21 protein-coding genes, 2 tRNA genes and 1 pseudogene are annotated in these 25,138 nt (G+C 70.6%); 4 read left to right on the plus strand and 20 right to left on the minus strand.

Annotated features, from left to right (window positions below; all coding sequences use genetic code 11):
- Positions 1 to 113: 113 nt before the first annotated feature.
- The 6 genes from DCI01S_RS16845 to dnaG form a co-directional block, all read right to left on the minus strand.
- Entirely contained in the window at positions 114 to 854 is a 741-nt protein-coding gene (locus DCI01S_RS16845; RefSeq protein ID WP_198150704.1) for a hypothetical protein, read from the minus strand.
- Positions 832 to 2,487 carry an HsdM family class I SAM-dependent methyltransferase gene (locus tag DCI01S_RS16850; RefSeq protein WP_007626406.1) on the minus strand — a complete coding sequence of 552 codons (1,656 nt, stop codon included), beginning with the start codon at positions 2,485 to 2,487 and terminating at the stop codon, positions 832 to 834. Before DCI01S_RS16850 ends, DCI01S_RS16845 begins: the two co-directional genes overlap by 23 nt.
- A gap of 214 nt (positions 2,488 to 2,701) precedes the next feature.
- Positions 2,702 to 2,775: transfer RNA gene (locus DCI01S_RS13140), tRNA-Ile, on the minus strand.
- Between the two features lie 50 nt (positions 2,776 to 2,825).
- Complete coding sequence (locus DCI01S_RS13145) at positions 2,826 to 4,232, minus strand: carboxylesterase/lipase family protein (protein ID WP_063935649.1); 1,407 nt, start codon at positions 4,230 to 4,232, stop codon at positions 2,826 to 2,828.
- Between the two features lie 312 nt (positions 4,233 to 4,544).
- Positions 4,545 to 4,617: transfer RNA gene (locus DCI01S_RS13150), tRNA-Asn, on the minus strand.
- Positions 4,618 to 4,699: 82 nt separating this feature from the next.
- Positions 4,700 to 6,727, minus strand: a complete 2,028-nt coding sequence (dnaG, locus tag DCI01S_RS13155) for a DNA primase (protein ID WP_061229640.1) — start codon at positions 6,725 to 6,727, stop codon at positions 4,700 to 4,702.
- 67 nt (positions 6,728 to 6,794) lie between these two features.
- Here dnaG and DCI01S_RS18075 point away from each other — a divergent pair, with 67 nt between their 5' ends.
- Positions 6,795 to 8,903 carry a TPM domain-containing protein gene (locus DCI01S_RS18075; RefSeq protein ID WP_061229641.1) on the plus strand — a complete coding sequence of 703 codons (2,109 nt, stop codon included), beginning with the start codon at positions 6,795 to 6,797 and terminating at the stop codon, positions 8,901 to 8,903.
- A gap of 36 nt (positions 8,904 to 8,939) precedes the next feature.
- Positions 8,940 to 10,280, plus strand: a complete 1,341-nt coding sequence (locus tag DCI01S_RS13165; RefSeq protein ID WP_061229642.1) for a serine hydrolase domain-containing protein — start codon at positions 8,940 to 8,942, stop codon at positions 10,278 to 10,280.
- Between the two features lie 5 nt (positions 10,281 to 10,285).
- Here DCI01S_RS13165 and DCI01S_RS13170 read toward each other — a convergent pair whose 3' ends face one another.
- From DCI01S_RS13170 to DCI01S_RS13180, 3 genes are read right to left on the minus strand one after another with little or no spacing between them, the layout of a single operon-like run.
- Positions 10,286 to 11,548, minus strand: coding sequence for a deoxyguanosinetriphosphate triphosphohydrolase (locus DCI01S_RS13170; protein ID WP_061229643.1), 1,263 nt, complete (start codon positions 11,546 to 11,548; stop codon positions 10,286 to 10,288).
- A gap of 48 nt (positions 11,549 to 11,596) precedes the next feature.
- Complete coding sequence (locus DCI01S_RS13175) at positions 11,597 to 12,214, minus strand: YdcF family protein (RefSeq protein ID WP_061229644.1); 618 nt, start codon at positions 12,212 to 12,214, stop codon at positions 11,597 to 11,599.
- 55 nt (positions 12,215 to 12,269) lie between these two features.
- A complete protein-coding gene (locus DCI01S_RS13180; protein ID WP_061229657.1) occupies positions 12,270 to 13,664 on the minus strand; it encodes a glycine--tRNA ligase in 1,395 nt (464 codons plus the stop codon).
- Positions 13,665 to 13,851: 187 nt separating this feature from the next.
- Between DCI01S_RS13180 and DCI01S_RS13185 the strand changes: the two genes are divergently transcribed.
- Together DCI01S_RS13185 and DCI01S_RS13190 are read left to right on the plus strand one after the other, a co-directional pair.
- Positions 13,852 to 14,223, plus strand: a complete 372-nt coding sequence (locus tag DCI01S_RS13185; protein WP_371412120.1) for an ArsR/SmtB family transcription factor — start codon at positions 13,852 to 13,854, stop codon at positions 14,221 to 14,223.
- A gap of 31 nt (positions 14,224 to 14,254) precedes the next feature.
- Positions 14,255 to 14,674: a Fur family transcriptional regulator gene (locus tag DCI01S_RS13190; protein WP_061229645.1), complete on the plus strand. Its 420-nt coding sequence runs from the start codon at positions 14,255 to 14,257 to the stop codon at positions 14,672 to 14,674.
- Between the two features lie 166 nt (positions 14,675 to 14,840).
- Here DCI01S_RS13190 and DCI01S_RS13195 read toward each other — a convergent pair whose 3' ends face one another.
- The 11 genes and pseudogenes from DCI01S_RS13195 to DCI01S_RS17615 all read right to left on the minus strand — a co-directional run.
- Entirely contained in the window at positions 14,841 to 15,653 is an 813-nt protein-coding gene (locus tag DCI01S_RS13195) for an isoprenyl transferase (protein ID WP_061229646.1), read from the minus strand.
- Positions 15,628 to 16,500 carry a DNA repair protein RecO gene (gene recO / locus DCI01S_RS13200; RefSeq protein ID WP_061229647.1) on the minus strand — a complete coding sequence of 291 codons (873 nt, stop codon included), beginning with the start codon at positions 16,498 to 16,500 and terminating at the stop codon, positions 15,628 to 15,630. Before recO ends, DCI01S_RS13195 begins: the two co-directional genes overlap by 26 nt.
- Before the next feature lie 123 nt (positions 16,501 to 16,623).
- Positions 16,624 to 17,532 (minus strand): GTPase Era, encoded by a 909-nt coding sequence (gene era / locus DCI01S_RS13205; RefSeq protein ID WP_061229648.1) that lies wholly within the window; start codon positions 17,530 to 17,532, stop codon positions 16,624 to 16,626.
- The gene (locus DCI01S_RS13210; protein WP_061229649.1) at positions 17,529 to 18,854 is read right to left on the minus strand and encodes a hemolysin family protein; all 1,326 of its coding nucleotides are present in this window, start codon (positions 18,852 to 18,854) and stop codon (positions 17,529 to 17,531) included. Before DCI01S_RS13210 ends, era begins: the two co-directional genes overlap by 4 nt.
- Before the next feature lie 3 nt (positions 18,855 to 18,857).
- Positions 18,858 to 19,340, minus strand: a complete 483-nt coding sequence (gene ybeY / locus DCI01S_RS13215; protein WP_061229650.1) for an rRNA maturation RNase YbeY — start codon at positions 19,338 to 19,340, stop codon at positions 18,858 to 18,860.
- Positions 19,337 to 20,428 (minus strand): PhoH family protein, encoded by a 1,092-nt coding sequence (locus tag DCI01S_RS13220; RefSeq protein ID WP_061229651.1) that lies wholly within the window; start codon positions 20,426 to 20,428, stop codon positions 19,337 to 19,339. The genes ybeY and DCI01S_RS13220 overlap by 4 nt, the downstream gene beginning before the upstream one ends.
- Positions 20,425 to 21,222: a 16S rRNA (uracil(1498)-N(3))-methyltransferase gene (locus DCI01S_RS13225; protein WP_061229652.1), complete on the minus strand. Its 798-nt coding sequence runs from the start codon at positions 21,220 to 21,222 to the stop codon at positions 20,425 to 20,427. Before DCI01S_RS13225 ends, DCI01S_RS13220 begins: the two co-directional genes overlap by 4 nt.
- Positions 21,223 to 21,267: 45 nt before the next feature.
- Positions 21,268 to 22,431 carry a molecular chaperone DnaJ gene (gene dnaJ, locus DCI01S_RS13230; protein ID WP_061229653.1) on the minus strand — a complete coding sequence of 388 codons (1,164 nt, stop codon included), beginning with the start codon at positions 22,429 to 22,431 and terminating at the stop codon, positions 21,268 to 21,270.
- A 53-nt stretch (positions 22,432 to 22,484) separates the two neighbouring features.
- On the minus strand, positions 22,485 to 23,525 hold the full coding sequence (gene hrcA, locus DCI01S_RS13235; protein ID WP_061229654.1) for a heat-inducible transcriptional repressor HrcA: 1,041 nt from the start codon (positions 23,523 to 23,525) through the stop codon (positions 22,485 to 22,487).
- Positions 23,526 to 23,599: 74 nt separating this feature from the next.
- Positions 23,600 to 24,811, minus strand: coding sequence for a radical SAM family heme chaperone HemW (gene hemW, locus DCI01S_RS13240; protein WP_244881736.1), 1,212 nt, complete (start codon positions 24,809 to 24,811; stop codon positions 23,600 to 23,602).
- Positions 24,812 to 24,813: 2 nt separating this feature from the next.
- Positions 24,814 to 25,138: pseudogene (locus DCI01S_RS17615) on the minus strand (hypothetical protein); the annotation flags it as partial.

A 25,138-nucleotide genomic window follows, 5' to 3' on the forward strand; every position in this document is an offset into this window, starting at 1 on the left:
GGGGCTAAGGGCCGAAACCGGCGCGCACTAGTCTTAGGTTCGTGAATCGGGACCGCCACCCTCGAAAATGGGCTCACCCAGCCGGCTCCGGCCGGATGCCGTCCCATTAAAGGTCAAGCCTTGCGCACAATTCCGTCGACCCCTTCATAGAGATCGAAGTTCCGCTCACCTACCAAAGCAACCAAGTCAATCATCATCTGATCAAGTGAGACTGGGTTGACAAGATCATTCGCCTCGTAAACCTCTATCGTAGGTTTGAAGACGTTCGAATCAACAAGCGCCAAGTAGAATTTCTCATACTGCTCGTCGCGCCCTGAGGGATCTTGCCTGCCAGTGAATAGACGAAGCCTCGGTCCCGCATTGGTGAAGGTCGATTTGCGGCGCGCAGTCCCGTCTTCCGCTGCATCCTTGTCGAAAATAAGAAAAGCAGAAAGTACCGCATACGGAAATCGCCGATGCAAAGTTACTGCCTCGTTCAGAAGGTCGGCCCGCCTATTGGTCAGATTCTTCTGAAAGTTCCTACTGCGAGCATCCCGGAAGAGAATAGTCTTGACGCTGAGCGCAAGAAGAAGTCCGGACTCCTCTGTCGCCCAACTGACGTCGACCTTTTTCGCGCCAATGCCTCCGGCCAAGCGTCGCTCTGCGCCGCTAGCTCCAACTTCTCCCGGACCCGACGGACGCGCCTCGACCATTCCACGGTCCCGAAGCTCTTGCGCAAGGGCAAGTGCTACTGCTGCGGATAGCTTCTCATTGTAGTTTTTCTTGCCCGCCTGCGGCTGATCGTCGCTCGGCTTCTGGCCGCATGACCGAATCGCTTCGATTAGGCGCGCCTCAAGCCTTGACGCTGCGTCCACGGTTACCCCTCCTTCCAGCCAGCTCGTTCCTCGCTTCGCGCACCACATGAACCTCTGACCGAGTGAATCCGAGTACATCTACAAGAAGAGCGTCATCTACCAACTTGACCGCCTCGTCGAGCTTCCCGCCTCTTAAGCGACCGCCGATCTGCGGCTTGATTGAGCGTAGTCGTTCCGCCGAGTTTTCCACCGCTTTTAACGAAGGCACCAACCACCGATCCGCTTCCCCTGGCTCCATCTTCAGAACGCCGCCACCGTAGGCACGCCCGGCTATCTCAGCGCTTAGCATGGTCACCGAATTCAGGGAAGCAATCGGCAACAGTTCCATTCCGATTGATCTAACCTCCTCGCGCAAGTAGACCCCGTGTACGCTATTCAAGTGATGCACGCGGGCAGTGTTTGAAACTAGGCGGACGGTGTCGGCGTTCATATACGTTAAAAGGAGGTCCGCAGGCTCGAGAAGGGGGACAAGCCACCAAGTCTTTCGCACACGGCACTTATAGGCGTTGTGCACTCCCGCTGACTCACCGGCTGCGATGTAATTTCGCGCGCCGAGCGACATATCGCCAGTTGGGCGGAACAGGCGAGTGCGCTTGCCAAGCCTGCCTAGTTCAGCGAGGGCCAGATCGGAGAGTTCAAGGCCCCTCAGGTGGGCGGAGCCAGGTGGCGATAGTGGCACGGTTTCGGCCGGATCGAGCGCCAGATCAATCTCTTGCTCCGGAGAAATGGCGAAGTACGAGTTTTTCCCGGTAACAATCCCAAGAGTGGTCTCACCCCACGTCTTCAGTGCCTTGAAATGACCAGCCGGCACGGAATCCATAAGTACTTTTGACGCAGCAGCATTAACCGTGGCGCCCGACCATCTATCTGCCGGATCCTCCGGCGTCCATACAGTAGCTGGCGGCATCGACGTTAGCGATGCGGCGTTCCTGACTTGTCGGATCTTCGCGTTCTTAGTTGCACCTTGACCAAAACTCGAAGCCAAGAGAAGCACCGTTTCGGTATCGGCCTCGCCGAACACTTTTTCTTCAAACAGTACTAACTCGACATCCCCAAAGTTGTCGAAGATAAATCTTCGAACTGGCGCTGCGTAATTCGCAGTGAGTATTTCCGCGGGCAGAACGAAGCCTAGGCGCCCTCCCACCGCAAGTTTAAGCGTGGCATGTACCGTAAACGCCGCCCATGCCGAGGCTAAACCAGTAAGTGCTACTCCTCCGCGGAGCGCGGCAGCTTGTGCGGCGGTTCGTTGCTCGCCCGAAAAATCTTGGAATCTAATGTACGGCGGGTTTCCGATCACTGCGTCAAAAGGACAGGGGTCTTCTCGAGCAAAAAAGTCCCCTATATCCACTAGTGCCGTGCCGCCGCGCTCCGCGACTCGCTGCTTGCCGCGTTCTGCGCTCCAGGCGTGAAGCTCAGATCCAAAGACCTCTGGACTGGACCGCCCAAGCGATTGAAGTCGCTCAACAGCGTGAACTAAGAACTCAGCATCACCCATCGAGGGCTCCAGGATACGATCCGAGGGGTGGCGAATTGCCCACGAGGAAATAAAGCGCGCGATTGGAGGGGGTGTAAAGAACGCGCCCCTCGCTTTTCGCAGAGCGGGTGAGTCATGTTTCTCGTACGAAGCTGTCATGCCCTAATCCTCCTACAGCGGTACGACACCAACCCGTGGTGTGGCCGACGCACCAGAGCAAGTCGCCCCTATCCGGGCCGGAGAGCGCCCCATCCGGCGTCCGCCTGCCTGCGCATGTCAGTACTGCTCGACCATGCTGCCCGCAGCAACACCCCAGACTCGGTGCGAGTAAGCCCTACGTCGCAATCGACCACCAACGGGCCGCTTCTATCGGTGGGGCCAGCGGGGCTCGAACCCGCGACCAGCGGATTATGAGTCCGCGGCTCTAACCAACTGAGCTATAGCCCCTCGCGTGACGGGCGTCTCGCCCACACGCGCGGCGCAATCGTAGCAAGGCGTCAGGTCGCGCCGTCCGGCCACCAGACCTCACGGACGTCCGCCAGACCGTCCTCCACGACTGCGGGCGGCTCGTCCCACACCTGCACCCGCCGCGTGGGCGCCTCGTAGGCCGGCGAACCGGGGTCGCCGGAGCGGACGAAGTCCACCCACGAGCCGTGCATCGCCGCGACCAGGTCCGGCGGAACGGGCGCGTCGAGGAACGCGCGTACGTTCGCGGCCTCGGGAACAGACCAGAAGAACGGCAGGTCCGCGCAGTGCACCGCCCCGCGGCCCGCCGCCCACCGGAAGTCGTACACCCACGTCGGTCCGCCCGCCGCGATGCGGGTCTCGGCGGCCCGCACGACAGTCGAGTGGATGGTCGCCGCGTCGACGACCGCCCCCACCGCTCGACGCAGCGACCGTCCCGATGACTGGCGGGCCAACGCGCGCAGCCCGGTGGTGGGGAGCTCCTGCGAACGCAGGATCATCGCCGCGCCCGGCACCAGCGCGGGGCCCGGGAGCGCGCGGACGAGCCCCTCGAACTCGGTGGCCGTGGAACCGATGAGCAGCGGCACCCCGAGCCCCGGCCCCTCCCCGACCCCCTCGAGCGGCGGCATGGGGACCGTCTCGTCGCCGATGGTCGGCCGGAACGGCATGAGGAACGGGTTGTCCCTGCGGAGCCGACGGTGGAACTCGTCGACCGCGCCCCGGCCGCCCGCCGCCAGCTCGGCAGCCGTCGCTCCCCTGGGGGCCTGCGCGGCCGGCGACCGCAGTACCGCCGGCGACGAAGCGATCCCGCGGTGGAACAGTCCTGTCGCTGCCGGCGAGGCCAGCAGGCACAGCACGGCACCGCCGCCCGCCGACTGGCCCGACACGGTGACCTGCCCGGGGTCACCGCCGAAAGCCGCGATCTCGTCGCGGACCCACTCCAGCGCCATGATCCAGTCGCGCACCCCGCGGTTGTCCGGGGCGTCGGGGAAGGACGTGAAGCCCTCGACGCCCAGCCGGTAGCCCACGGACACCACGACGATCCCCGCCCGGGCGAACGCGGTCCCGTCGAACCACGGTTGATGCGACGACCCCGACTCCCACCCTCCGCCGTGGATCCACACCAGGACCGGGTGCCCGGCGCCCTCGGGAGGCGCCCACACGTCCACGTGCAGGATGTCCGTGCCCGCGACGATCGGCTCGGGGATCGCCGGATCCGGATCGAAGCGCAGACGCTGCGCGGTGGCCGCCGGACGCGTCGCGTCGCGGACCCCGGTCCAGGGGCTCCGCCTGACGGGGGCCGCGAAGCGCAGATCGCCGACCGGGTCCTCGGCGTACGGGATGCCGTAGAAGCGGACCACGTCCCCCAGGTCGGTCCCGCGGACGCGGCCGGTGGACAGCGTGACCTCGACGGCGCTCTGGGCTGCGGGACGACTCATGGCGTCAGGGTAGCGAGACCGCCCGGATCCACCGCGAATCCCTGCTACGAAGGACAGATGACGACCGACAGGGATCAGATCATCTAGCGGCTGGCGGACGTCGCCAGGGCGCTGGACACCTGCGACTGGGACGCGCTCGGGGCCTTGTTCACCGACACAGCACCTGCTGGGGAACCACCGGGTGGAACTCGTGGACGAGGGCGCCCCTGAGCGCGCCCGCAACCTCACCTACGCCCGCGTGCTGCGCCGCGGCTGAGACGGGAAACAGAAGAGGGCCCGCGGCGACAACGCCACGGGCCCTCTCCGAAGGAGCTCCCCCAATTGGACTCGAACCAATAACCCTTCGATTAACAGTCGAATGCTCTGCCAATTGAGCTATGGGGGATTGCTACCGGCCTTCCGGCTGCTGTGCCGGATACCGAGAAACCACCTTAGTGCGAACCACGCCGAGGAACCAAATCGGCAGGTCACGCGATGTCCGGCGTGGCACCGACCGCCTGCTCCAGCAGGCCGCGCCGGTACTCTTCCAGCGCCACCAGATCACCGAAGAGTGCCGAATACCCCTCCGGGTCCTCCGCCGGACTCATCCGCTGCACCTTGGACTTGAGGTCGGCGATCTGCCCCGACACCCACACCTCCTGAAGGCGCGCGAGCACCCCGGAGATGTACCGCGGCAACGCCTCCTCCGACACGCGCAACGTCTCCACCGCGAGCACCCCGACCAGACGACGCAGGCCCTCATCCTCCAGCCCCTGCGACACCTCGGCCACCCAGTTGACGCCGCTCTTGCCGGCCGCACAGCCCCCGGCCCGAGACAGCGCCTCCGCGATCGCCGCGTACGCCGGGTGGGTGTAGCACTCGTCCGGCAGCGAGTCGAACAACGGGCCCGCCAGGCCCGGGTACTGCAGGGCCGCCTTCACCGCCTCGCGTTGGGGCCACAGCACCGGATCACCGGGGGCGGGAATCGGCACGCCTTTCGGCACCTCCGGAGTCCGCGGGGCGTCGCCGCCGCCGACCTCGTCGTCGTCGTACCCCCCTCGACCACGACCCACGCCACCACGCTCGGCCGCGTCCCATCCCGGGCGGGCTCCCCCGCCCGGTCCACCCGGCCCGCGCCGGCGCGGACCCGGACCCGCCCCGGCCGAGCGCGCCCGGCCCTTCTTGCGCGACTCCTCGCGGACCCGGCGCACCACGGTCGCCGGGTCGTCCCAGCCCACCCACCCGGCGAGCTGACGGGCATACTCATCCCGCAGTGACGAGTCGCGGATGTCCGCCACCACCGGCACCGTGCGCCGCAGCGCCTCCACGCGCCCCTCGGCGTGGTCCAGGTCGTAGTCCTCCAGCATCGACCGGATCGCGAACTCGAACATCGGCACCCGCGCCGACACCAGGTCCCGCACCGCGACGTCGCCCTTGGTCTGACGCAGATCACACGGGTCGAGCCCCGGCGGGGCCACCGCGACGAAGGTCCGGCCCGAGAACTGCTGATCGCCCGAGAACGCCCGCAGGGCGGCCTTCTTGCCCGCCTCGTCACCGTCGAAGGTGTAGATGATCTCGCCGCGGAAGTAGTTGTCGTCGAGCATCAGCCGCCGCAACGTGGACAGGTGATCCTCGCCGAACGCCGTGCCACACGCCGCGACCGCCGTGGTCACGCCCGCCGCGTGCATCGCCATGACGTCCGTGTAGCCCTCGACCACCACCGCGCGCCGCTGCGAGGCGATCTCCCGCTTGGCCAGGTCCAGCCCGAACAGCACCTGCGACTTCTTGTAGAGCATGGTCTCGGGCGTGTTCATGTACTTGCCCAGGGTGTCGTCCTCGAAGAGCTTGCGCGCACCGAAGCCGATCACCTCACCGGCCAGGTTGCGGATCGGCCACAGCAGCCGGCGGTGGAAGCGATCGATGAGCGTCCCCCGCGAACTGGTCTTGGACAGCCCCGCCGCCTCCAGCTCCTTGGGCTCGAAGCCCTGCCGCATGAGGTGCTTGCTCATGGTGTCCCAGCCGGCGGGGGCGTAGCCGCAGCCGAAGTGCTGCGCCTGCGCCATGTCGAAGCCGCGGTCGGTGAGGAACGTCCGCGCCGTCTCGGCCTCCGGGTCCTGCGCGAGCCGCTCCGCGTAGAACTTCTGCGCCGCCGCGTTGGCCTGCGCCAGCCGGGAGCGCGTGCCGCGGTCGCGCTGGACCACCTGCCCGCCGCCCTCGTAGGAGATGCGGTAGCCGATCCGGTCGGCCAGCTGCTCGACCGCCTCGACGAAACCGATGTGCTCCATCTTCATGAGGAACGCGAAGACGTCACCGCCCTCACCCGTGGAGAAACAGTGGAAGTAGCCGTGTTGCGGACGCACGTGGAACGAGGGGGTCTTCTCGTCCTTGAACGGGGACAACCCCTTGAGCGAGTCCGCGCCCGCCGGCTTCAGCGCCACGTACTCGCCGACGATCTCCTCGATACGGGTGCGTTCGCGGATCGCGGCGATGTCCTGCTCCGGAATCCGCCCTGCCATGCGCCCAGAGTAGCCGCCCGCGCGGCGGACCGGCGTGGCCCCTCTCCGGGCCCGATACGCTGGGCTCATGATTGCCGCTTCACCCCGTCCGGCCACCCCCGTCGCCCTCCGCCGCCTTCACCTCGCGGCGGTCTCGCTGCTCGCCGCGCTCCTGGTCTGCCTGACGGCGTGGGGCCCCCCGATCGCCGCCGCGGAGCCGCCGTCGAACCTGCGGCAGCAGCTCACCGACTCCGCGGGCGTGCTCGGCGGCGACTCCCGCGACGTGGAGAGCCGACTGGCCGAGCTGCGCTCCACCGACCAGATCCAGCTGTGGGTGACCTTCGTCGACACCCTCGACGGCATCCCGGTCGAGGAGTGGTCGCGGCAGACCCGGGAGCTCTCCGATCTGGGCGCCTCCGACGCGCTGCTCGTGGTGGCCGTGCAGGACGGCAGGTACTGGTTCGAGTTCGACGACCCGGAGCGCTCCCCCGCCGACGACCAGCGGACCGCCCAACAGATCGCCGACCGCGACATCGAGCCGCGACTGGCCGACGACGACTGGGCCGGGGCTGTCATCGGCGCCGCCGACGGACTCGAGCGGCAGGGCTCCGGCTCCGAGGTCTCGCCACTCGCGATCATCGCGGGGATCGCGGGGATCGTCGTCCTCGTCGTCGTCCTGGTCCTGGTCACCCGCCGCCGGCGCGCCGCCCGCACCGCGAGGCAGGCGGAGGACGCCCGCGACATCCCCGGTGACGACACCGCACGGATGTCCGCCCTGCCGATCGACGTGCTCGACGCCCGCGCCCGGACCGGGCTCGTGGACGCCGACCAGGCCGTGGACGCCTCCGCCACAGCGCTCGAGACCGCGACCGGCGAGCTCGGCGACCTGCGCACCAGGCCCTTCCGGGCCGCGCTCGACGCGGCACGCTCGGAGGTCGCCGCCGCGCACGGGCTCGTCCAGCGGCTCGACGACGACATCCCCGAGACACCCGATCAGCGCAAGGCGATGCTGCTCGAGGTGGCCGCCCGCGCCGAACGCGCCGAGCGCGGGCTGGAGGACCAGGCGACAGCGTTCGGGGAGATGCGTGACCTGCTCATCAACGGCGGCGCCTCCGTGGACGCGCTCACGCGCCGCGCGGTGGCCCTGCGCGCCCGGCTTCCCGAGGCCGAGAAGACCATGTCCGACCTCCGCGAGCGGTTCCCGTCCGCGGTGCTCACCTCCATCGCCGACAACCTCTCGCTGGCCGAGCAGCTGCTCGACGCCGCCGAAGCGGAGACCGGCCGCGCCCGCGTCGCGCTGGCCCGGCCGGTCGGCGAGCAGGGTGAGGCCGTGGACGCCATCACCTCCGCCGAGGGCGAACTCGCCCGCGCCGAGAAGCTGGTCGACGGCGTGGACCACGCCGCCGACGACATCGCGACCGCCCGACGGGACCTCGAGCCGCTCGTCGCCGAGGTCGAGGAGGAGCTGGAGATGGCCGCCCGACTGCTCGCCTCCACCGACGTCAGCGACGCGACGAGCCGCGACCTCACCGCTGTCGCCTCCGCCGGTCGTGACGCCGTCGAGGCCGCCCGCCGGGACGGGCAGGCCGACCCGTTGGGGACGTTCTCCCGCCTCATCGAGGTGGACCGCGAGCTCGACGAGGCACTCGCCGCCGCCGGTCACGAGGCGGAGACCGCCGGACGCGCCCGCGCCGCCCGTCGGGCCGCCCTCACCCGCGCGGCCGGTGCGGTCCGCGAGGCCGACGACTTCATCGGCAGCCGCTCGTACGTGATCGGTCAGGCCGCCCGCACCCGGCTCGCCTCGGCGAAGAACTCCCTCGCCACGGCCGAGGCCACGGTCGGTCCGGCCGCGTTCCCCGCCGCCGACCGGGCGCTCAACCTCGCCCGGGAGGCGCTGCGGCTCGCCCAGGACGACGCCTCACGGCCGCAGTACACCGGCCGCTACGGAGTCCCGTACGGCCCCTACGGGCGCGGCGGGCGCGGCGGTTCCGGCACCGGCGCCCTCGTCGGCGGCATGATCGCGGGCGCCCTCATCCAGGGCATGACGCGCGGCGCCGGGTCCAGCTTCGGCTCGGGCTCCAGCTGGGGCGGCGGCCTCGGGGGCGGCGGTGGATTCGGCGGGGGCTTCGGGGGCGGCGGATTCTCCGGCGGCGGAGGCGGCGGCTGGGGCGGCGGAGGCGCGGGCGGGCGGTTCTGACCGCGCTGTCGGACCCGCTGGCTACCCTCTCTGTTCATGACACGTCGGCGGAAAGTCCTCATCGCGGTGTTCGCGGTCCTCGTCCCCCTGGTCGGCGCCGTGGTCGCGGCCGGCGTGTACTTCCGCCCCCTGCTGCTCACCGGCACCGGATACGCCGCGCACAACGCGTGCGCCCTGCACTTCCTCGTCGGGCGGGAGGATCACGAGTCCGACCTGCCGCCCAACCCGCTCGTGCCCTACCTGCGCACGGCGATCGACGACGAGGCCGGGACCGCCACCGCCTCCGTGCTCGGGATCGGCTTCCGGCAGACCGCGCACGTCTCCGAGCACGGCTGCGCCCTCGGTGGCCGCGCCGCGGGAGCCGAGAGCGGTGAGCCGCCCCCGCCGCTGCGCGAGGACGGCGGCCCGGGCGTCCGGCTCGCCGAGGCGACCGACGTCGCGGACGAGGTCTCCGCGCCCCTCGAGGAGACCGCGGCGCACGAGGGGACGCGGGGCCTCGTCGTCGTCCATCGCGGCGAGATCCTCGACGAGTGGTACGCCGACGGTTTCGGCCCCGACACCCGCCAGCTCGGCTGGTCCATGGCCAAGAGCGTGGCCTCCACGCTCGTCGGGCGTGCGCAGCTCGAGTTCCCCGACGCCGACCTCGACCCGGCCACCACCGCGCTCCGCCCCGAGTGGACCGACGAGCGGGCGCGGATCTCACTCGACCACCTGCTGCGCATGACCTCCGGCCTCGAGTGGGACGAGGAGTACGACCTCGGCACCCCGGTCACCCGGATGCTCTACCTCGAGCCGGACATGGCCGACTACGCCGCGTCCCAGCCGCCCGCCCACAACCCGGGTGAGTACCGCCAGTACTCCTCCGGCACCACCAACATCCTCTGCGACCTCCTGCACGAGCGGACCGGGATGGGACCCGAGATGGCCGAGGAGTTGCTGTTCCGCCCGCTCGGCATGCGCAGCGCCGTCCTCGAGGCCGACGCGTCCGGCGGGTCGGTGTGCAGCTCGTACCTGTGGGCGAGTCCCCGGGACTGGGCGCGGTTCGGTCAGTTCGTGATGGACGACGGCGAGGTGGACGGACAGCGGCTCTTGCCAGAGGGGTGGATGGACTACGCGACCACGGGCGTCGCGGCGGGCGGCGAACCCGAGCCCTACGGCGCCCAGTGGTGGCTCAACCAGGCCGGTGACGGTGGCCCGCTCCGGTTTGGCCGGATGCCGGCCGATGCCTACTGGGCGTCCGGTCACGACGGGCAGTACGTCGTGGTGGTCCCCTCGGCCGATCTCGTGGTGGTACGCACCGGTTTCACCCCCGACTCTGGTCTCGACGAGGTGGGGGTGGACCGGCTGGTGGACGAGGTCGCCCGCGCGGTCGGCTGAGCGGCTCAGCCCCAGGCGGCCTGGATCCCCGCACTCGCGCGGTCGACCCGCTCGAGGCGGCTCTCCGTGTACAACGCGATCTGGTCGACGATCACCCGCATCTTCGCCGCATCGTCGGGCGCAGAGTCCCACAGCGGCCGCAGTACCGCATCCAGGCCCGCCGGCGCGGACTGCGCCAGGAACTCCGCCACCCGGTGGATCCGATCGCGCTGCCGGTCCTGCCGCAGGCGGTGCCCCGGATCGCTCATCACGTACCGCACGGCCATCGTCTTGAGCATGACGACCTCGGCCTCCACCTCCACCGGCACCTCGAGGTCCGCGCTGTAGCGGCCGTGCGGCCGCGCGCCGTGCACCTCGCGGGTCGCGTGGATCGCAGGCATCACGAAACGGCCCACCAGCTCACTGGTCAGCGCCTTGAGAGCGACGAACCCGGCGAAACTCTCCGCAAACGGCTGCACCGCCCGGACCACCTCGAGTGACCCGAGCCGGCCCGCCGCCTGCTCCAGCTCATCGGCGTCCGGCCCGCGGAACTCCGCCGCGCCCAGCTCGGCGAGCGCCGCGACCTCCGAGCGGTCGGACAACGATCGCAGGTCCAGGCGGCCGGCGACGATCGCGTCCTCCACGTCGTGCACCGAATAGGCCACGTCGTCGGAGAAGTCCATGATCTGGGCCTCCAGGCACCGGGTGTCCCCGGGCGCGCCCTGCCGGATCCACGCCAGGGTGTCCGCGTCGTCGGCGTAGGCACCGAACTTCCGCGTCCCCTCCCGCGGCAGCCACGGGTACTTGGTGGCGGCGTCCAGCGCGGCGCGGGTGAGGTTCAGTCCCACCCCGCGACCGTCGGCGTCCACGACCTTGGGCTCCAGCCGGGACAGGATCCGGACCGTCTGCGCGTTGCCCTCGTAACCGCCGAACGAGCGGGCGACCTCGTCCAGGGCGCGCTCACCATTATGACCGTAGGGCGGATGGCCGATGTCGTGACTCAGACCCGCGAGGTCCGCGAGATCAGGGTCGCAGCCCAGGCCGGCGGCGATGCTGCGCGAGATCTGCGCCACCTCAAGCGAATGGGTGAGCCGGGTGCGCGGGGTGTCCCCGTCCCCGGGGCCCACCACCTGTGTCTTGTCGGCGAGTCGGCGCAGTGCCGCCGAGTGCAGGACGCGGGCGCGGTCGCGGTCGAACGGGCTGCGCTCACTGGCCTTGCCCCGCCCACGTCCGGCCCCCTCGTCCACGCGCCGCTCGGCGTCCGCCGCGTCGTACGCGTAACCCGTCATGCCCGTCCCCTCCGGGCGTCCCCGCCCCCTCGTCCCCCGGTCGCCGACTCATCCGGGGAAGTCCACATCACTGCCGGCGATCCGGTGGTACTGGTACCAGAGCACCGCGCCGGTCTCCCGGATGATGCTCATGATCTGGTTCTCCCGCGTCCACACCGCCGGCCCGTGCCTGGTCGGCGACGTCCACGCGTCCAGTCCGGCATCGCGGGCCATCATCCGCGAGCGGTACGAGTGCGTGGGGTCGCTGACCAACACCACCGACTGTCCGCCCTGGTCTCGCACCGTCTGTGCCACGGCGTCCAGGCTGCCCTCGGTGTTCGTGCCGGTCTCCACCGCCAGGACGGCCTCGGGGGGCACGCCGAGCCTGGTGAGATAGGCCCGGCCGGACCCGGCCTCGGTGTACAGGTCACCGGGCTGGCCACCGCCGACCGTGATGATCTGCGGCGCGACCCCCTCGTCGTACAGCAGGGCCGCGTGCTCGAGGCGTGCCTGGAACACCGGCGTCGGTACGCCGTTGTACTGGGCCGCCCCCAGCACGACGATCGCATCCGCCGGCGTGCGGTCGTCGATCCGCGCTACGTGCCAGACGCGGAACGCGATGAACCCGGGGATGACCAGGCACAACAGCAGTGCGATGGTCAGGACCCAGCTGACGGCCCTGGACACCGCGCGGAGCGGGGACCCGGATCTTCTCACCCGACCAGTGTGCCAGTGGCGTCCGTCAGCACCCGATTAGGCGCTGGGCGAGATAGCCCTCCACCTGATCGATCGCCACGCGCTCCTGCGCCATCGTGTCCCGCTCCCGGATGGTGACGGCCTGGTCCTCGAGCGTGTCGAAGTCGACGGTGATGCAGAACGGGGTGCCGATCTCGTCGTGGCGGCGGTAGCGGCGGCCGATCGCCTGCGCGTCGTCGAAGTCCACGTTCCAATTCTTACGCAGCTGGGCCGCCAGGTCGCGGGCTTTGGGAGACAGGTCGGCGTTGCGGGACAGCGGCAGCACCGCGGCCTTGATCGGGGCCAGACGGCGGTCGAGCTTGAGCACCGTGCGGGTGTCCACGCCGCCCTTGGCGTTGGGCGCCTGGTCCTCGGTGTAGGCGTCGATGAGGAACGCCATCAGCGAGCGGGTCAGGCCGAAGCTGGGCTCGATGACGTACGGCACGTACTTCTCGCCGGAGGCCTGGTCGAAGTACTGCAGATCCTCACCGGAGTGGGTCTGGTGCTGGGTCAGGTCGTAGTCGGTGCGGTTGGCGACGCCCATGAGCTCGCCCCACTCGTTGCCCGAGAAGCCGAACTTGTACTCGAAGTCGATGGTGCCCGCCGAGTAGTGCGCGCGCTCGTCGTCGGGAACGTCGAAGCGGCGCATGTTCTCCGGGTCGATACCCAGGTCCACGAACCAGTCCCAGCAGTCCTCGACCCAGCGCTTGAACCACTCGTCGGCCTCGTCGGGCTTGACGAAGAACTCGATCTCCATCTGCTCGAACTCGCGGGTACGGAAGATGAAGTTGCCGGGTGTGATCTCGTTGCGGAACGCCTTGCCGATCTGACCGATGCCGAACGGCGGCTTGCGCCGGGCCGTGGTCATGACGTTCTTGTAGTTGATGAAGATGCCCTGTGCGGTCTCCGGGCGCAGGTAGTGCAGGCCGGTCTCGTTGTCCACGGGGCCCAGGTACGTCTTCATCAGGCCGGAGAACAGCTGCGGGTCGGTCCACTGCCCCTTGGTGCCGCAGTTGGGGCAGGCGATCTCGGTCATCGGGGCGTCGGCCACCGAGTCGAGCTTCTTCTTGGCGGCGTACGCCTCCTGCAGGTGGTCCTGACGCAGGCGGGAGTGGCAGTTGCGGCACTCCACCAGCGGGTCCGTGAAGGTCTCGACGTGGCCCGAGGCCTGCCACACCTGGCGGGGCAGGATGATCGAGGAGTCCAGGCCCACGACGTCCTCGCGGCCCGTGACGAACGTGCGCCACCACTGCTTCTTGATGTTGTCCTTGAGCTCCACTCCCAGTGGGCCGTAGTCCCACGCCGAGCGCGTCCCGCCGTAGATCTCGCCACACTGGTACACCAGTCCCCGGCGCTTGCAGAGGTTGACGACGGTGTCGATGACGGAAGCTGAGGCTGCCACGTCGGGGGTTCTCCCTTTGGTGAGTCGGTTGGCTGAGGTGTCGGGGTGGACCACCTCGGCGCGGGCCGGCGCCCGGGCACTTCTCATCAGGGTATCCGGTCGACCTCCCCGGTCTGGGATACTGGGGTCCCCTACCCGACACGACGCCGACGGCGACCGAGCACGACCTCGAACCCGGAAGGTGGAGATGATGGCAGCCGGACCCCGATCGACCGGACCCGCGCCGGTCGCGGACGTCCACGACGCGGACCACCGGGCCGTCCCCGTCCCCCTCCCGCCGGACGACGTGGTGTCGGCGGCGGGCGAGCTGCTCAGGGCCCTGTCCGCTCCCCTGCGTATCGCTATCGTCCTCCAGCTCAAGGAGGGTCCACGGTGTGTCCACGAGCTCGTCGACGCGCTGGGCGTGACACAGCCACTGGTCAGTCAGCACCTCCGCGTCCTCAAGTCCTCAGGGGTCGTCTCGTCCCATCGCCAGGGCCGCGAGATGCGGTACGAACTGCTGGACGGGCACCTGCTCAACATCGTCGAGGCGGCCGTCGGGCACGCCGGGGAGCAGTGACGCCGTGACCTCAGGCGGCAGGCCCATCGGCATGCGCTCGACGCGCCAACGCAGCGCGATCTCCGCGTTGCTGGACGAGTCCAAGGGCTTCCGGTCGGCGCAGGATCTGCACGCCGAGTTGCGAGAGCGCGGCGACACGATCGGACTCACCACCGTGTACCGGACGCTGCAGTCCATGGCCGACGCCGGCGCGGTCGACGTGTTGCGCACCGATTCCGGCGAGCTGATCTTCCGCAAGTGCTCCGACTCGCACCACCATCACCTGGTATGCCGACTCTGCGGGTTCACTGTCGAGGTCGAGGAACCTGGCGTCGAGGTGTGGGCGCACCGCGCCGGTCGGGCCCACGGGTTCTCCGACGTCAGCCACACGGTGGAGCTGTTCGGCCTCTGCGCGCGGTGCGCCGAGGCCGGGGCCGCCGGCCGGCCTGACGCCGGCGCCGATACCGACTGAGCCACCGCTGGGGCGCCGCCCGGCCACAGCCGCCCGCCGTCATGTCGTCTGGCGCGTACCGATGGGCGGGCGAGACGCCATGCCCGCGCGCGGCTGTCTTCCGGGCGGACATCCACAGGCGCGAGACGCCATCCGCGGGGGCGGCTGCCCGGAATGCGCGCGCCGGTCAGGCGGGTGCGACACCACCGAATCGCCGGTCGCGTTCCGCGTACTCCAGGCAGGCGGCCCACAGGTCTCGGCGATCGAAGTCCGGGAACAAGGTGTCCTGGAAGACGAACTCGGCGTACGCGCTCTGCCACAGCAGGAAGTTCGAGGTGCGCAGCTCCCCCGACGGGCGCAGGAACAGGTCGACGTCCGGCATGTCGGGCTCGTCGAGGAAGTCGGCGAAGTTCTCCTCGGTGATGTCGTCGGGCTCCAACTCGCCGGCGGCCACCCGGCGGGCGATGTCGCGCGCGGCGTCGACGATCTCGGCCCGGCCGCCATAGTTGACGCACATGGCCAGGGTCATGACCGTGTTGCCGCGGGTGAGCTCCTCCGCCTCCTCGAGCTCTTTGATGACAGACCCCCACAGCCGCGGTCGCCGGCCGGCCCACCGCACGCGCACCCCGAGTGCGTTCATCTCGTCGCGGCGGCGCCGCAGGACGTCGCGGTTGAAGCCCATGAGGAACCGCACCTCCTCCGGGCTGCGCTTCCAGTTCTCGGTGGAGAACGCGTACGCGGACAGGTACGGGATGCCCATCTCGATGCACCCCTCCACCACGTCCATCAGTACGGCCTCGCCGCGCTTGTGCCCTTCGGTGCGGGGCAGACCGCGCTCCTGCGCCCAGCGCCCGTTGCCGTCCATGACCAGCGCGACGTGGCGGGGCACGAACTCGGCGGGGATGGCCGGCGGCCGCGCCCCCGACGGGTGCGGGGCCGGCGGCCGGACCGTGGCCGCCTGCGGCGCGGGACGCTTACGGAATCTGGGTAGTCCGGGCACGGTGCTCCTCGATGGGGATGACAGGGTCGGAATCGGCGGGCCGAGCGGAATCGGGCCGAGCGGGATCGGGACGAGCGGCGACGAATCCGTCGGCATCCGCGCCGACCAGACCGCGGTCGACCAGTGGCAGGCTGCGCAGGTCACGCTCGAGATGCCACTGCAGATGCGCGGCCGCGATGCCGGACGCCTGCCGCACCACCGCGGGCGAGGACAGCCCGACGGCGTCCCACCGCCCTGACAGCAGCGCGGACAGGTGCTCGGCGACGCCAGGCGAGAGCATCGCACAGCCCTGCGGTCGGCAGTGCACGCACACCGTGCCGCCGGAGGCGACGTGGAACGCCCGGTGCGGACCGACGGCCCCGCAGCGCACGCAGCAGTCCAGGACGGGTTCCCAGCCGGAGGCGGCCATGGCGCGCAGGAGGAACGCGTCGGCGACCAGCCCCGGCGCGCGGCGGTGTTCGGCGAGGGAGCGAAGAGCGCCGACGGCGAGGCCGAGCAACCGCGGAGTGGGAGCCCCCTCCTCGCCGGCCAGGCGTTCGGCGGTCTCCAGCACCACGCAGCCGGACGTGTACGCGGGGTAGTCCGCGACCAGCGGACGAGCGAGTGACTCGCGGCTGGTGGCCTGGCGGACCGTGCCCAGCCCGCTGCTGCCGCGACCTGGGGCGATCTGCACCTCCACCACCGCGAACGGCTCCAGGCTGGCGCCCATGCGGGAGCGGGTGCGCCGCACCGCACGGGCCACGGCGCGGACGAGGCCGTGACGTTCTGTCAGCAGAGTGACGATGCGGTCGGCCTCGCCCAGGTCGTAGGTGCGCACGACGAGGCCCGTGTCAGTGAAGGGATGCACCCGGGCCTCCTTCCGTGTCGTTCACCCGCGCCGTAACGGCCGCCCGCGCCGTAACGGTCACCCGCGCGGCCACACGGGCGACGCGCGTCGCACGGTGTGGGTGCCCATTGTCCCATTGGCGGGCTAGAAGCCGAGGCGCCCCAGCATCTTGGGATCGCGCTGCCACTCCTTGAGGACTTTGACGTGCAGGTCGAGGTACACCTTGGTGCCGAGCAGCGCCTCGATTCCCGCGCGGGCGCGGGTGCCGACCTCGCGCATGCGGGACCCGCCCTTGCCGAGCACGATCGACTTCTGGCTCTGCCGCTCGACGTAGACGGTGGCGTGGACGTCCACCATGTCATCGCGGCCCTCGTGCGGCAGGACCTCCTCGATGGTCACCGCGATCGAGTGCGGCAGCTCGTCGCGCACGCCCTCGAGGGCTGCCTCGCGGATGAGCTCGGCCATGCGGGTCTCGTCGGACTCCTCGGTCACCACGTCGTCCGGGTAGAACTGCGGACCCTCGGGCAGCAGCGAGGCGATGACGTCCGCCACCACGTCGACCTGCTCGCCGGACGCGGCCGAGACCGGCACGACCTCCGAGTCCGGACCGAGGAGTTTCGAGACGGCGACGAGTTGCTCCATGACCTTCTGCTTGGAGACGGTGTCGATCTTGGTCACCAGCCCGAGGAGCGGCGTGGTCGGGCACAGCTTGCGGACCTGCTCGAGGATCCAGCGGTCGCCGGGGCCGATCCGCTCGCCAGCGGGGATGCACAGGCCGATGAGATCGACATCGGAGTAGGTGTCCTCGACCAGTGCGTTGAGCCGCTCCCCGAGCAGGGTGCGCGGGCGGTGCAGGCCGGGGGTGTCGACGAGGATGATCTGCGCGTCGGGCCGGTGGACGATCCCGCGGATGGCGTGCCGGGTGGTCTGTGGCTTGGCGGAGGTGATGGCGATCTTCTCCCCCACCAACGCGTTGGTCAGCGTGGACTTGCCCGTGTTGGGTCGGCCCACGAAGCTGACGAACCCACTGCGGTAGTTCTCGGGAGTGCTCATCGGTTGTCCTCGCGCCGGGGGTGGTCGTCGGTGTCGTCGTCATCGGTCTCGGTGGGTGTGGCCACCACGGTGACCACCTTCACCCGCCCGCGTCGGTCGTGGCCGCCCTCGGCCCGCAGGTCGAGGCCGCTGGTGACGATGCGCGCCCCAGGCAGGGGAACGCGGCCGAGTTCGAGGGCGAGCAGCCCGCCGACGGTCTCGACCTCCTCGGACACCTCGTCCGGGAACTCGATGTCGAACAGGTCCGCCACCTCGTCCAGACCGAGCCGGGCGGACAGCCGATAGCGGCCGTCGCCCAGGTCCTCGACGGGCGGGACCTCGGTGGTGTCGTATTCGTCGACGATCTCGCCGACGATCTCCTCGAGGATGTCCTCGATCGACACCAGACCGGCGGTGCCGCCGTACTCGTCGACGAGGATCGCCAGGTGGTTGTGGTCGCGCTGCATCTCGGCGAGCAGGTCGTCGATCCGCTTGGCGTCGGGCACGAACACGGCCGGGCGCATCACCTCGGCGACGGGGGCGGCGCGCCCGTCGGGATCGTCGAGGCGGGCCACGATGTCGCGGAGGTAGACCACGCCCACCACGTTGTCGGAGTTGTCGCCGTCGACCACGGGGATGCGGGAGTAGCCGGACTTGACGGTGAGCCGCGCGGCCTGGCCGACGGTCTTGTCGGACTCGATCCACACCATCTCGGTGCGGGGGGTCATGACCTCGCGGGCGGTCGTGTCACCCAGTTCGAAGACCGACTGGATCATGCGGGACTCGTCGTCGGCCACGACGCCGCGCTCGCGGGCCATGTCGACGATCTCGAGCAGCTCGATCTCCGAGGCGAAGGGCCCGTTGCGGAAGCCGCCGCCGGGGGTGACGGCGTTGCCGAGGCCGACCAGCAGGGTCGCGACGGGGCCCAGGACGACCCCGGTCACGGTCAGCGGCGTCGACGCGCCCAGGGCGAGCGTGTAGGCGTGCTGGCGGCCGAGGGTGCGGGGCCCGACCCCGGCGACGATGTACGCGGCGACGGTGGTGACGACGACCGCGGTGACCAGGGCCCAGGCGCGGGAGTCGATGAGCTCGTCGAACACCACGGTGAACAGCACGGCGGCGCCGATGAGGCTGAGCATGTGCAGCAGGACGGCGACGTTGATGTACCGCGGGCGGGCGTCGAGCATCCTGGCCAGACGGACGGCGCCGTAGCGGTTGTCCTTGGCCATCTCCTCGACGCGCGCCACGGAGACCGTGCTCAGGGCGGCGTCGAGGGCGGCGAACAGGCCGGCGACGGGGATGAGCACCACGGCTGCGATGGCCGTGTAGATGGTGGCGTCCACGACTCAGGCGTCCACTCTCGGGGACTCGTCGCGGTGGTCGTACCACTCGCCCAACAGCTCGTTCTGCAGGCCGAACATCTCGCGCTCCTCGGCGGGCTCGGCGTGGTCATAGCCCAGCAGGTGCAGGCACCCGTGGACCGTGAGCAGGGCGAGTTCGTGCGCGAGCGGGTGGCCGGAGCTGGCGGCCTGGTCGGCGGCGAACGCCGGGCACAGGACGATGTCGCCGAGCATGGCGGGGCCGGGCTCGGCCAGGTCGGGGCGGCCGCCGGGGGTGAGCTCGTCCATGGGGAAGCTCATCACGTCGGTGGGGCCGGGCAGGTTCATCCACGTGACGTGGAGGTCGGCCATGGTGTCCTTGTCGACGAGCGTGATCGACAGTTCGGCGGCCGGGTGCACGTCCATCCGGGCGATTACGAACGCGGCCACGTCGATGAGCTCGGCCTCGTCGACCTCCACGCCCGACTCGTTGGCGACCTCGATACTCATCGTCGGCGCTGCTCCCTGTTCCTGTGTCCGGTGGTGGGTCGGTCGCCCCGTTCGAGGCGGGCTTCGTGCTTGGCGTAGGCGTCGACGATCCGGCCGACGAGGGCGTGCCGGATCACGTCGCGGGACGTGAGCTCGGAGAAGTGGATGTCGTCGACGCCGGAGAGGATGTCGCGCACGACCTTGAGGCCGGAGCGCTGCCCGCCGGGCAGGTCGATCTGGGTGATGTCGCCGGTGACGACGATCTTGGAGCCGAAGCCCAGGCGGGTGAGGAACATCTTCATCTGCTCGGGCGTGGTGTTCTGCGCCTCGTCGAGGATGATGAACGAGTCGTTGAGCGTGCGGCCGCGCATGTACGCCAGCGGCGCCACCTCGATCACCCCGGCCGCCATGAGCTTGGGGATCGCCTCGGGGTCCATCATGTCGTGCAGCGAGTCGTACAGCGGCCGCAGGTACGGGTCGATCTTCTCGTGCAGGGTGCCGGGCAGGTAGCCCAACCGCTCTCCCGCCTCGACCGCGGGCCGGGTGAGGATGATGCGGCTGACCTCCTTGGCGCGTAGCGCGGCGACGGCCTTGGCCATGGCGAGGTAGGTCTTGCCGGTACCGGCGGGTCCGAGGCCGAACACGATGGTGTGGTCGTCGATCGCGTCGACGTAGCGCTTCTGCCCCAGCGTCTTGGGCCGGATCATGCCGCCGCGGCGGGACAGCACGTCGGTGCCGAGGACCTCCTCGGGCGTGAGCGGTCCGGAGTCGGCGAGGATCTCGACCGAGCGCCGCACGGACGCCGGGGTGATCTCCACTCCCCTGCGCGCCTGCCGCAGCAGGTCGGACACGACGCGGGAGGCGCGGTCGACGTCGGGCGGCTCGCCGGAGATGGTCATGGTGCCGCCGCGTACGTGCAGGTCGGCGGCGAGCAGGTCCTCGAGGGCGCGGAGGTTGGCGTCGGCGGCGCCGAGCACCGCCATCGCCAGGTCGGGGTCGAGTTGGACCGCCGTGCGGGCGGGGGTGTCGCCGGGGTCGCGCCGGTCGCCGTCGGTGGGGGCGCCGGGGTCGGGGACTGCGTCGTTTCCTGGGGTGCTTACGTGGATCACTTCCCGTGTCGTGGTGCGGTTGGGTCGAGTGTAGACCGCGCGGCCGCCCATCTCGGGGTGAGAACGCCGAGTGCGGCCAACGCCACCGTCGCGGCGGTGGAGGTCCGGAGGACCTCGGGGCCCAGGACGACCGGGCGGGCGCCGGCGGCGGAGAGGGCGTCGAGTTCGGCGTCGGAGACCCCGCCCTCGGGGCCGACGACGACGAGGACCCGCTCCCCCGTCGGTCCCGCGGTCACCGCGTCCGCGAACCCGGCGGCGCCCTCCTCGTGCAGGACGAGTGCGCTGGCCCCGCCCTCGACCTCGGCGGCGACGAGAGCGGCGAGCGCGGTGGAGTCGACGAGGTCGCCGATCTCCGGCTCCCAGGCCCGGCGGGACTGTTTGGCGGCGGCCCGGGCGGCGTTAGTCCACTTGGTGCGACCCTTGTCCACCTTGGGGCCGGTCCACCGGCTCACGCAGCGGTCCGCCTGCCACGGCACGATCCGGTCGGCGCCGGCCTCGGTGGCGAGTTCGACGGCCAGTTCCGACCGCTCGGACTTGGGCAGGGCCTGGACGACGGTGACCTCGGGGGTCGGGCGTGGCACGTCGACCCGGGTGACGACCTCGGCCTCGACGCGGCCGGAGCTCGTCGTCGTCACCACACAGTCCCCCACCGCGCCCCGGCCGTCACCGACCCGGATCGCCTCCCCCGGCCGGACCCGCAGCGCCGATCCGGCGTGCCGGCCCTCGGGGCCGTCGAGCACGACCGTCTCGCCGACTGCGGGGACGGTGTCGGCGCGGAACAGGGAGGGGGTCACGGGCGGCTCGGTATCCGGGGTTCTCGGGTGTCGTGTCTCGGCGGCTCAGTGCCCGGCGACGGCGTCGCGCAGGCGGGAGAACAGGCCACCGCGGCGGGCGGTGTCCTCGTTGACGACCTCGGCCGAGTCACCATCGAGGCGGCGCAGCTGCTCCACGAGGTCGCGGCGCTTGCGGTCCAGCCTCTCCGGGATGACGACCTCCATGTGAACCGTCAGGTCACCCGCGCCACCACCGCGGACGCGGGGCATGCCGCGCCCGGTGAGGGTGACGGTGTGGCCGGGCTGCGTGCCGGCCGGGATCTCGATCTGCAGGGGTTCGCCCACCACCGTCTCGAGCTCGACCTCGCCGCCGAGGATCGCGTCGACCACCGGCACGCGGACCGTGCAGTGCAGGTCCTCGCCGTCGCGGACGAACACCGGGTGGGTGCGCTCGTTGACCTCGATGTAGAGGTCGCCGGCCGGCCCGCCGCCGGGGCCGACCTCGCCCTGCCCCGCCAGGCGGATGCGCATGCCGCCGCCGACGCCGGCGGGGATCTTGGCCGAGACGGTGCGGCGCTTGCGGACGCGGCCCTGGCCGGTGCACTCACCACACGGGTCGGTGATGATCTCGCCCGTACCCGCGCAGGTCGGGCAGGGACGGCTGGTCATGATGTTGCCCAGGAGCGAGCGCTGGACGGACTGGATCTCACCCTGGCCCTGGCACATCCCGCAGGTGGCCGGCGGCTTGTCGCTGGCCGAGCCCTTGCCGTGGCACGTCTCGCACAGCACGGCGGTGTCGACCTGGATCTCCTTGGTGACGCCGGTGGCGCACTCGTCCAGGCCGAGGGTGACGCGGATGAGTGCGTCCGAACCGGGCTGGACGCGGCTGCGGGGGCCGCGTCCACCGCCGCCTCCGGCCCCGCCGCCGAAGAAGGCCTCGAAGACGTCGCCGAGTCCGCCGCTGCCGAAGCCCCCGCCGAAACCGCCGCCGTAGCCACCGCCACCGCCGGACGAGTCGAGCGGGTCGCCGCCCATGTCGACGATGCGGCGCTTCTCCGGGTCGGTGAGGACCTCGTAGATCGCGGTGATCTCGCTGAACTTCTCACGCGCCTCGTCCGACGGGTTGACGTCGGGGTGGAGCTCGCGGGCGAGCTTGCGGTAGGCGCGCTTGATCTCGGACTCCGAGGCGCCCCTATCGACCCCGAGGGTCCCGTAGTAGTCGCGTGACACGTGTGGCCTTTCGTCGTGAGGAAGATCTGATCGCAGCGGGAAGCGTACGGGCGTCAGCGCCCGGTGAGGAGTTCGCCCACGTAGTGGGCAACAGCGGCGACCGAGGCGATTGTTCCCGGGTAGTCCATCCGAGTGGGCCCGAGCACCCCCATCCCGCCGAACGTCTGCCCCTCCGCGCCGTACTGCGAGGACACCACCGAGGCACCGCGGATCTCGGCGGTCTGGGTCTCCTCGCCGATCTGCACGGTCACCCCGCCGGGGCCGCCCCGGCCCACGGAGTGGGCGGCGGTGAGCAGTCGCAGGATCACCACCTGTTCCTCGAGGGCCTCGAGGACCGAGCGCAGGGAGCCGTCGAAGTCGGCGGCGCTGCGGGTGAGGTTGGCGGTGCCGCCCAGGACGATGCGGTCGTCGGGGTGCTCGACGAGCGTCTCCACCAGCACGGTCACGCAGCGCTCCACGGCGTCGCGGTACTCGGGCCGGGCGCGCTCGCCGGTCGCGGCCAGGGCGTCCGAGGCGTCGGACAGGCGCTTGTCGGCGACGGCCTCGGACAGCAGGCCGCGCAGCTCGGCGAGGTGCTCGTCGGTGAGCGGGGCGGCCAGCTCGACCGTCCGCTGGTCGACGCGGCCGGTGTCGGTGATGAGGACCAGCAGCAGGCGCGTGGGGGTCAGGCTCACCACCTCGAGGTGGCGCACCGTCGAGCGGCCGAGGACCGGGTACTGCACGACGGCGACCTGTCGCGTGAGCTGGGAGAGCAGGCGGGCGGCGCGCCGGAGCACGTCGTCGAGGTCGACCGCGCCCTCGAGGAACGCCCGGATCGCCCGCTTCTCGGCCCGCGAGAGCGGGGTGATCTCCTCGATCGAGTCGACGAAGTGACGGTAGCCCTTCTCCGTGGGCACGCGCCCCGAGCTGGTGTGGGGTTGGACGATGAACCCCTCGGCCTCGAGCACCGCCATGTCGTTGCGGATGGTCGCGCTGGACACGCCCAGCGAGTGGCGGTCGACGAGGGCCTTGGACCCGACCGGTTCGTGGGAGGCGATGTAGTCGGAGACGATCGCGCGCAAGACCTCGGTCCTACGATCGGCCGTACTCGACATACCCGCTCCTCCCCTGTGCCCGTTGTTCTGCCGATTCTATGCCAGTTCCTGCACTGATGGCCCAGTCGACGGCGTCACACGAGCACGTCGCGGACGACGCCGTCGGCGAGCAGACGGCCCGCCTCGGTCAGCGCGTACCCGGGGCCGGCGGGATCGTCGGCCGCCCGGCGGCGCAGCAGCCCGGCCGCCACGCGCTCGTCGGCGCGGGCGCGCTCGTCCACGGTGAAGGCCTCGTCGCCGAGCCCCTCCGCCAGTCGGAGCCCGGTCATGATCCGCTCGATGTGGCGGTCGGAGTCGTCGAGCAGTTCCCCGCCGTCGACGGGGAGTCGACCGGCGTCGCACTCGGCGGCGTAGCGCGCGGGGTGCTTGACGTTCCACCACCGGGCCCCGGCGACGTGGGAGTGGGCACCCGGCCCGACGCCCCACCAGTCGCCGCCGCGCCAGTAGCCCATGTTGTGGCGGCAGTACGCCGAGGAGTCGGTGGCGAAGTTGGAGACCTCGTACCAGTGGAACCCCGCCCGGGCGAGGCGGTCGGCCACCTGCTCGTACCGGTCGGCGAGCACATCGTCGACGGTGCCCGGCATCTCGCCCCGGCGGATCCGGCGGGCCAGGGCGGTGCCGTCCTCGACGATCAGCGAGTAGGCGGAGACATGGTCGACACCGGCGCCGACGACCGCGTCGAGGGTCCGCGCGAGGTCGTCGTCGGTCTCCCCCGGTGTGCCGTAGATGACGTCGAGGTTGACGTGCTCGAACCCCGCCCGCAGCGCCTCGGCGACCGCCTCCTGCGGCCGACCGGGGGTGTGGGTGCGATCGAGGATGCGCAGGACGTGCGCGGCGGTGGACTGCATGCCCAGCGAGATGCGTGTGAACCCGCCCCCGCGCAGGCGCGCGAAGAACTCGGGGGATGTGGACTCGGGGTTGCTCTCCGTGGTGACCTCCGCGCCGGGGGCCAGGCCGAAGGCGGCGTCGACACGCGCGAGGAGGCCGACGAGGACGTCCGCGCCGACCAGCGACGGGGTGCCCCCGCCGATGAAGACGGTGTCGACCTTCGGGGCCGCGCCGGCGGAGGACAGCGCCTGCGCGGCCCTCTCGATCTCGATCGCGGCAGCGCGTTCCCAGTCGACGGGTGAGGTCGCCGATCCGAGTTCGCCGGCGGTGTAGGTGTTGAAGTCGCAGTAGCCGCACCGGGTGGAGCAGAACGGCACGTGGAGGTAGATGCCGAAGGGCGCCTCGGGGTCGCGTGCCGGTGGCGTCGCCGCCAGCTCGGCCGGGTCGTGTGGCGCGATCGTCACATCTGACCGGTCTCGGTGTCCGATCCGGTCTCACCTCCTGTCGTGCCCGGGGTGGGCGGCGTCTCGATCGGCGGGGTCGTCGTCACCGAGAGCTCGTCGTCGTCAAGGACTGTAACCGCAGGCGCGCCGTACGTCGGTGTCCGGGAGGCGTCGTCGGGGGTGCCCGGCCCCGCGGGGGCGTCCGGCACGGCGGTCGGCCGATCGGGGCCGGCGTCGCCGTCGGGCGTGGTCGCCGCCGGAGCGCTGTACGTCGGCGCCTCGGGTCCGTCCGAGCCGCCTCGGTCCGCGCCGGTCCCCCCGCCGGCGTCGCCGCCCGTGGCC

The organism is Dietzia cinnamea NBRC 102147, from assembly GCF_001571065.1.
Lineage (GTDB): Bacteria > Actinomycetota > Actinomycetes > Mycobacteriales > Mycobacteriaceae > Dietzia > Dietzia cinnamea.

Excerpts from the sequence above, each read along its gene's own strand:
- DCI01S_RS16850 (WP_007626406.1), bottom strand. The coding sequence starts at position 2,487 with ATGACAGCTTCGTACGAGAAACATGACTCACCCGCTCTGCGAAAAGCG.
- DCI01S_RS13145 (WP_063935649.1), bottom strand. The coding sequence starts at position 4,232 with ATGAGTCGTCCCGCAGCCCAGAGCGCCGTCGAGGTCACGCTGTCCACC.
- dnaG (WP_061229640.1), bottom strand. The coding sequence starts at position 6,727 with ATGGCAGGGCGGATTCCGGAGCAGGACATCGCCGCGATCCGCGAACGC.
- DCI01S_RS18075 (WP_061229641.1), top strand. The coding sequence starts at position 6,795 with ATGATTGCCGCTTCACCCCGTCCGGCCACCCCCGTCGCCCTCCGCCGC.
- DCI01S_RS13165 (WP_061229642.1), top strand. The coding sequence starts at position 8,940 with ATGACACGTCGGCGGAAAGTCCTCATCGCGGTGTTCGCGGTCCTCGTC.
- DCI01S_RS13170 (WP_061229643.1), bottom strand. The coding sequence starts at position 11,548 with ATGACGGGTTACGCGTACGACGCGGCGGACGCCGAGCGGCGCGTGGAC.
- DCI01S_RS13185 (WP_371412120.1), top strand. The coding sequence starts at position 13,852 with ATGATGGCAGCCGGACCCCGATCGACCGGACCCGCGCCGGTCGCGGAC.
- DCI01S_RS13190 (WP_061229645.1), top strand. The coding sequence starts at position 14,255 with ATGCGCTCGACGCGCCAACGCAGCGCGATCTCCGCGTTGCTGGACGAG.
- era (WP_061229648.1), bottom strand. The coding sequence starts at position 17,532 with ATGAGCACTCCCGAGAACTACCGCAGTGGGTTCGTCAGCTTCGTGGGC.
- ybeY (WP_061229650.1), bottom strand. The coding sequence starts at position 19,340 with ATGAGTATCGAGGTCGCCAACGAGTCGGGCGTGGAGGTCGACGAGGCC.
- hrcA (WP_061229654.1), bottom strand. The coding sequence starts at position 23,525 with ATGTCGAGTACGGCCGATCGTAGGACCGAGGTCTTGCGCGCGATCGTC.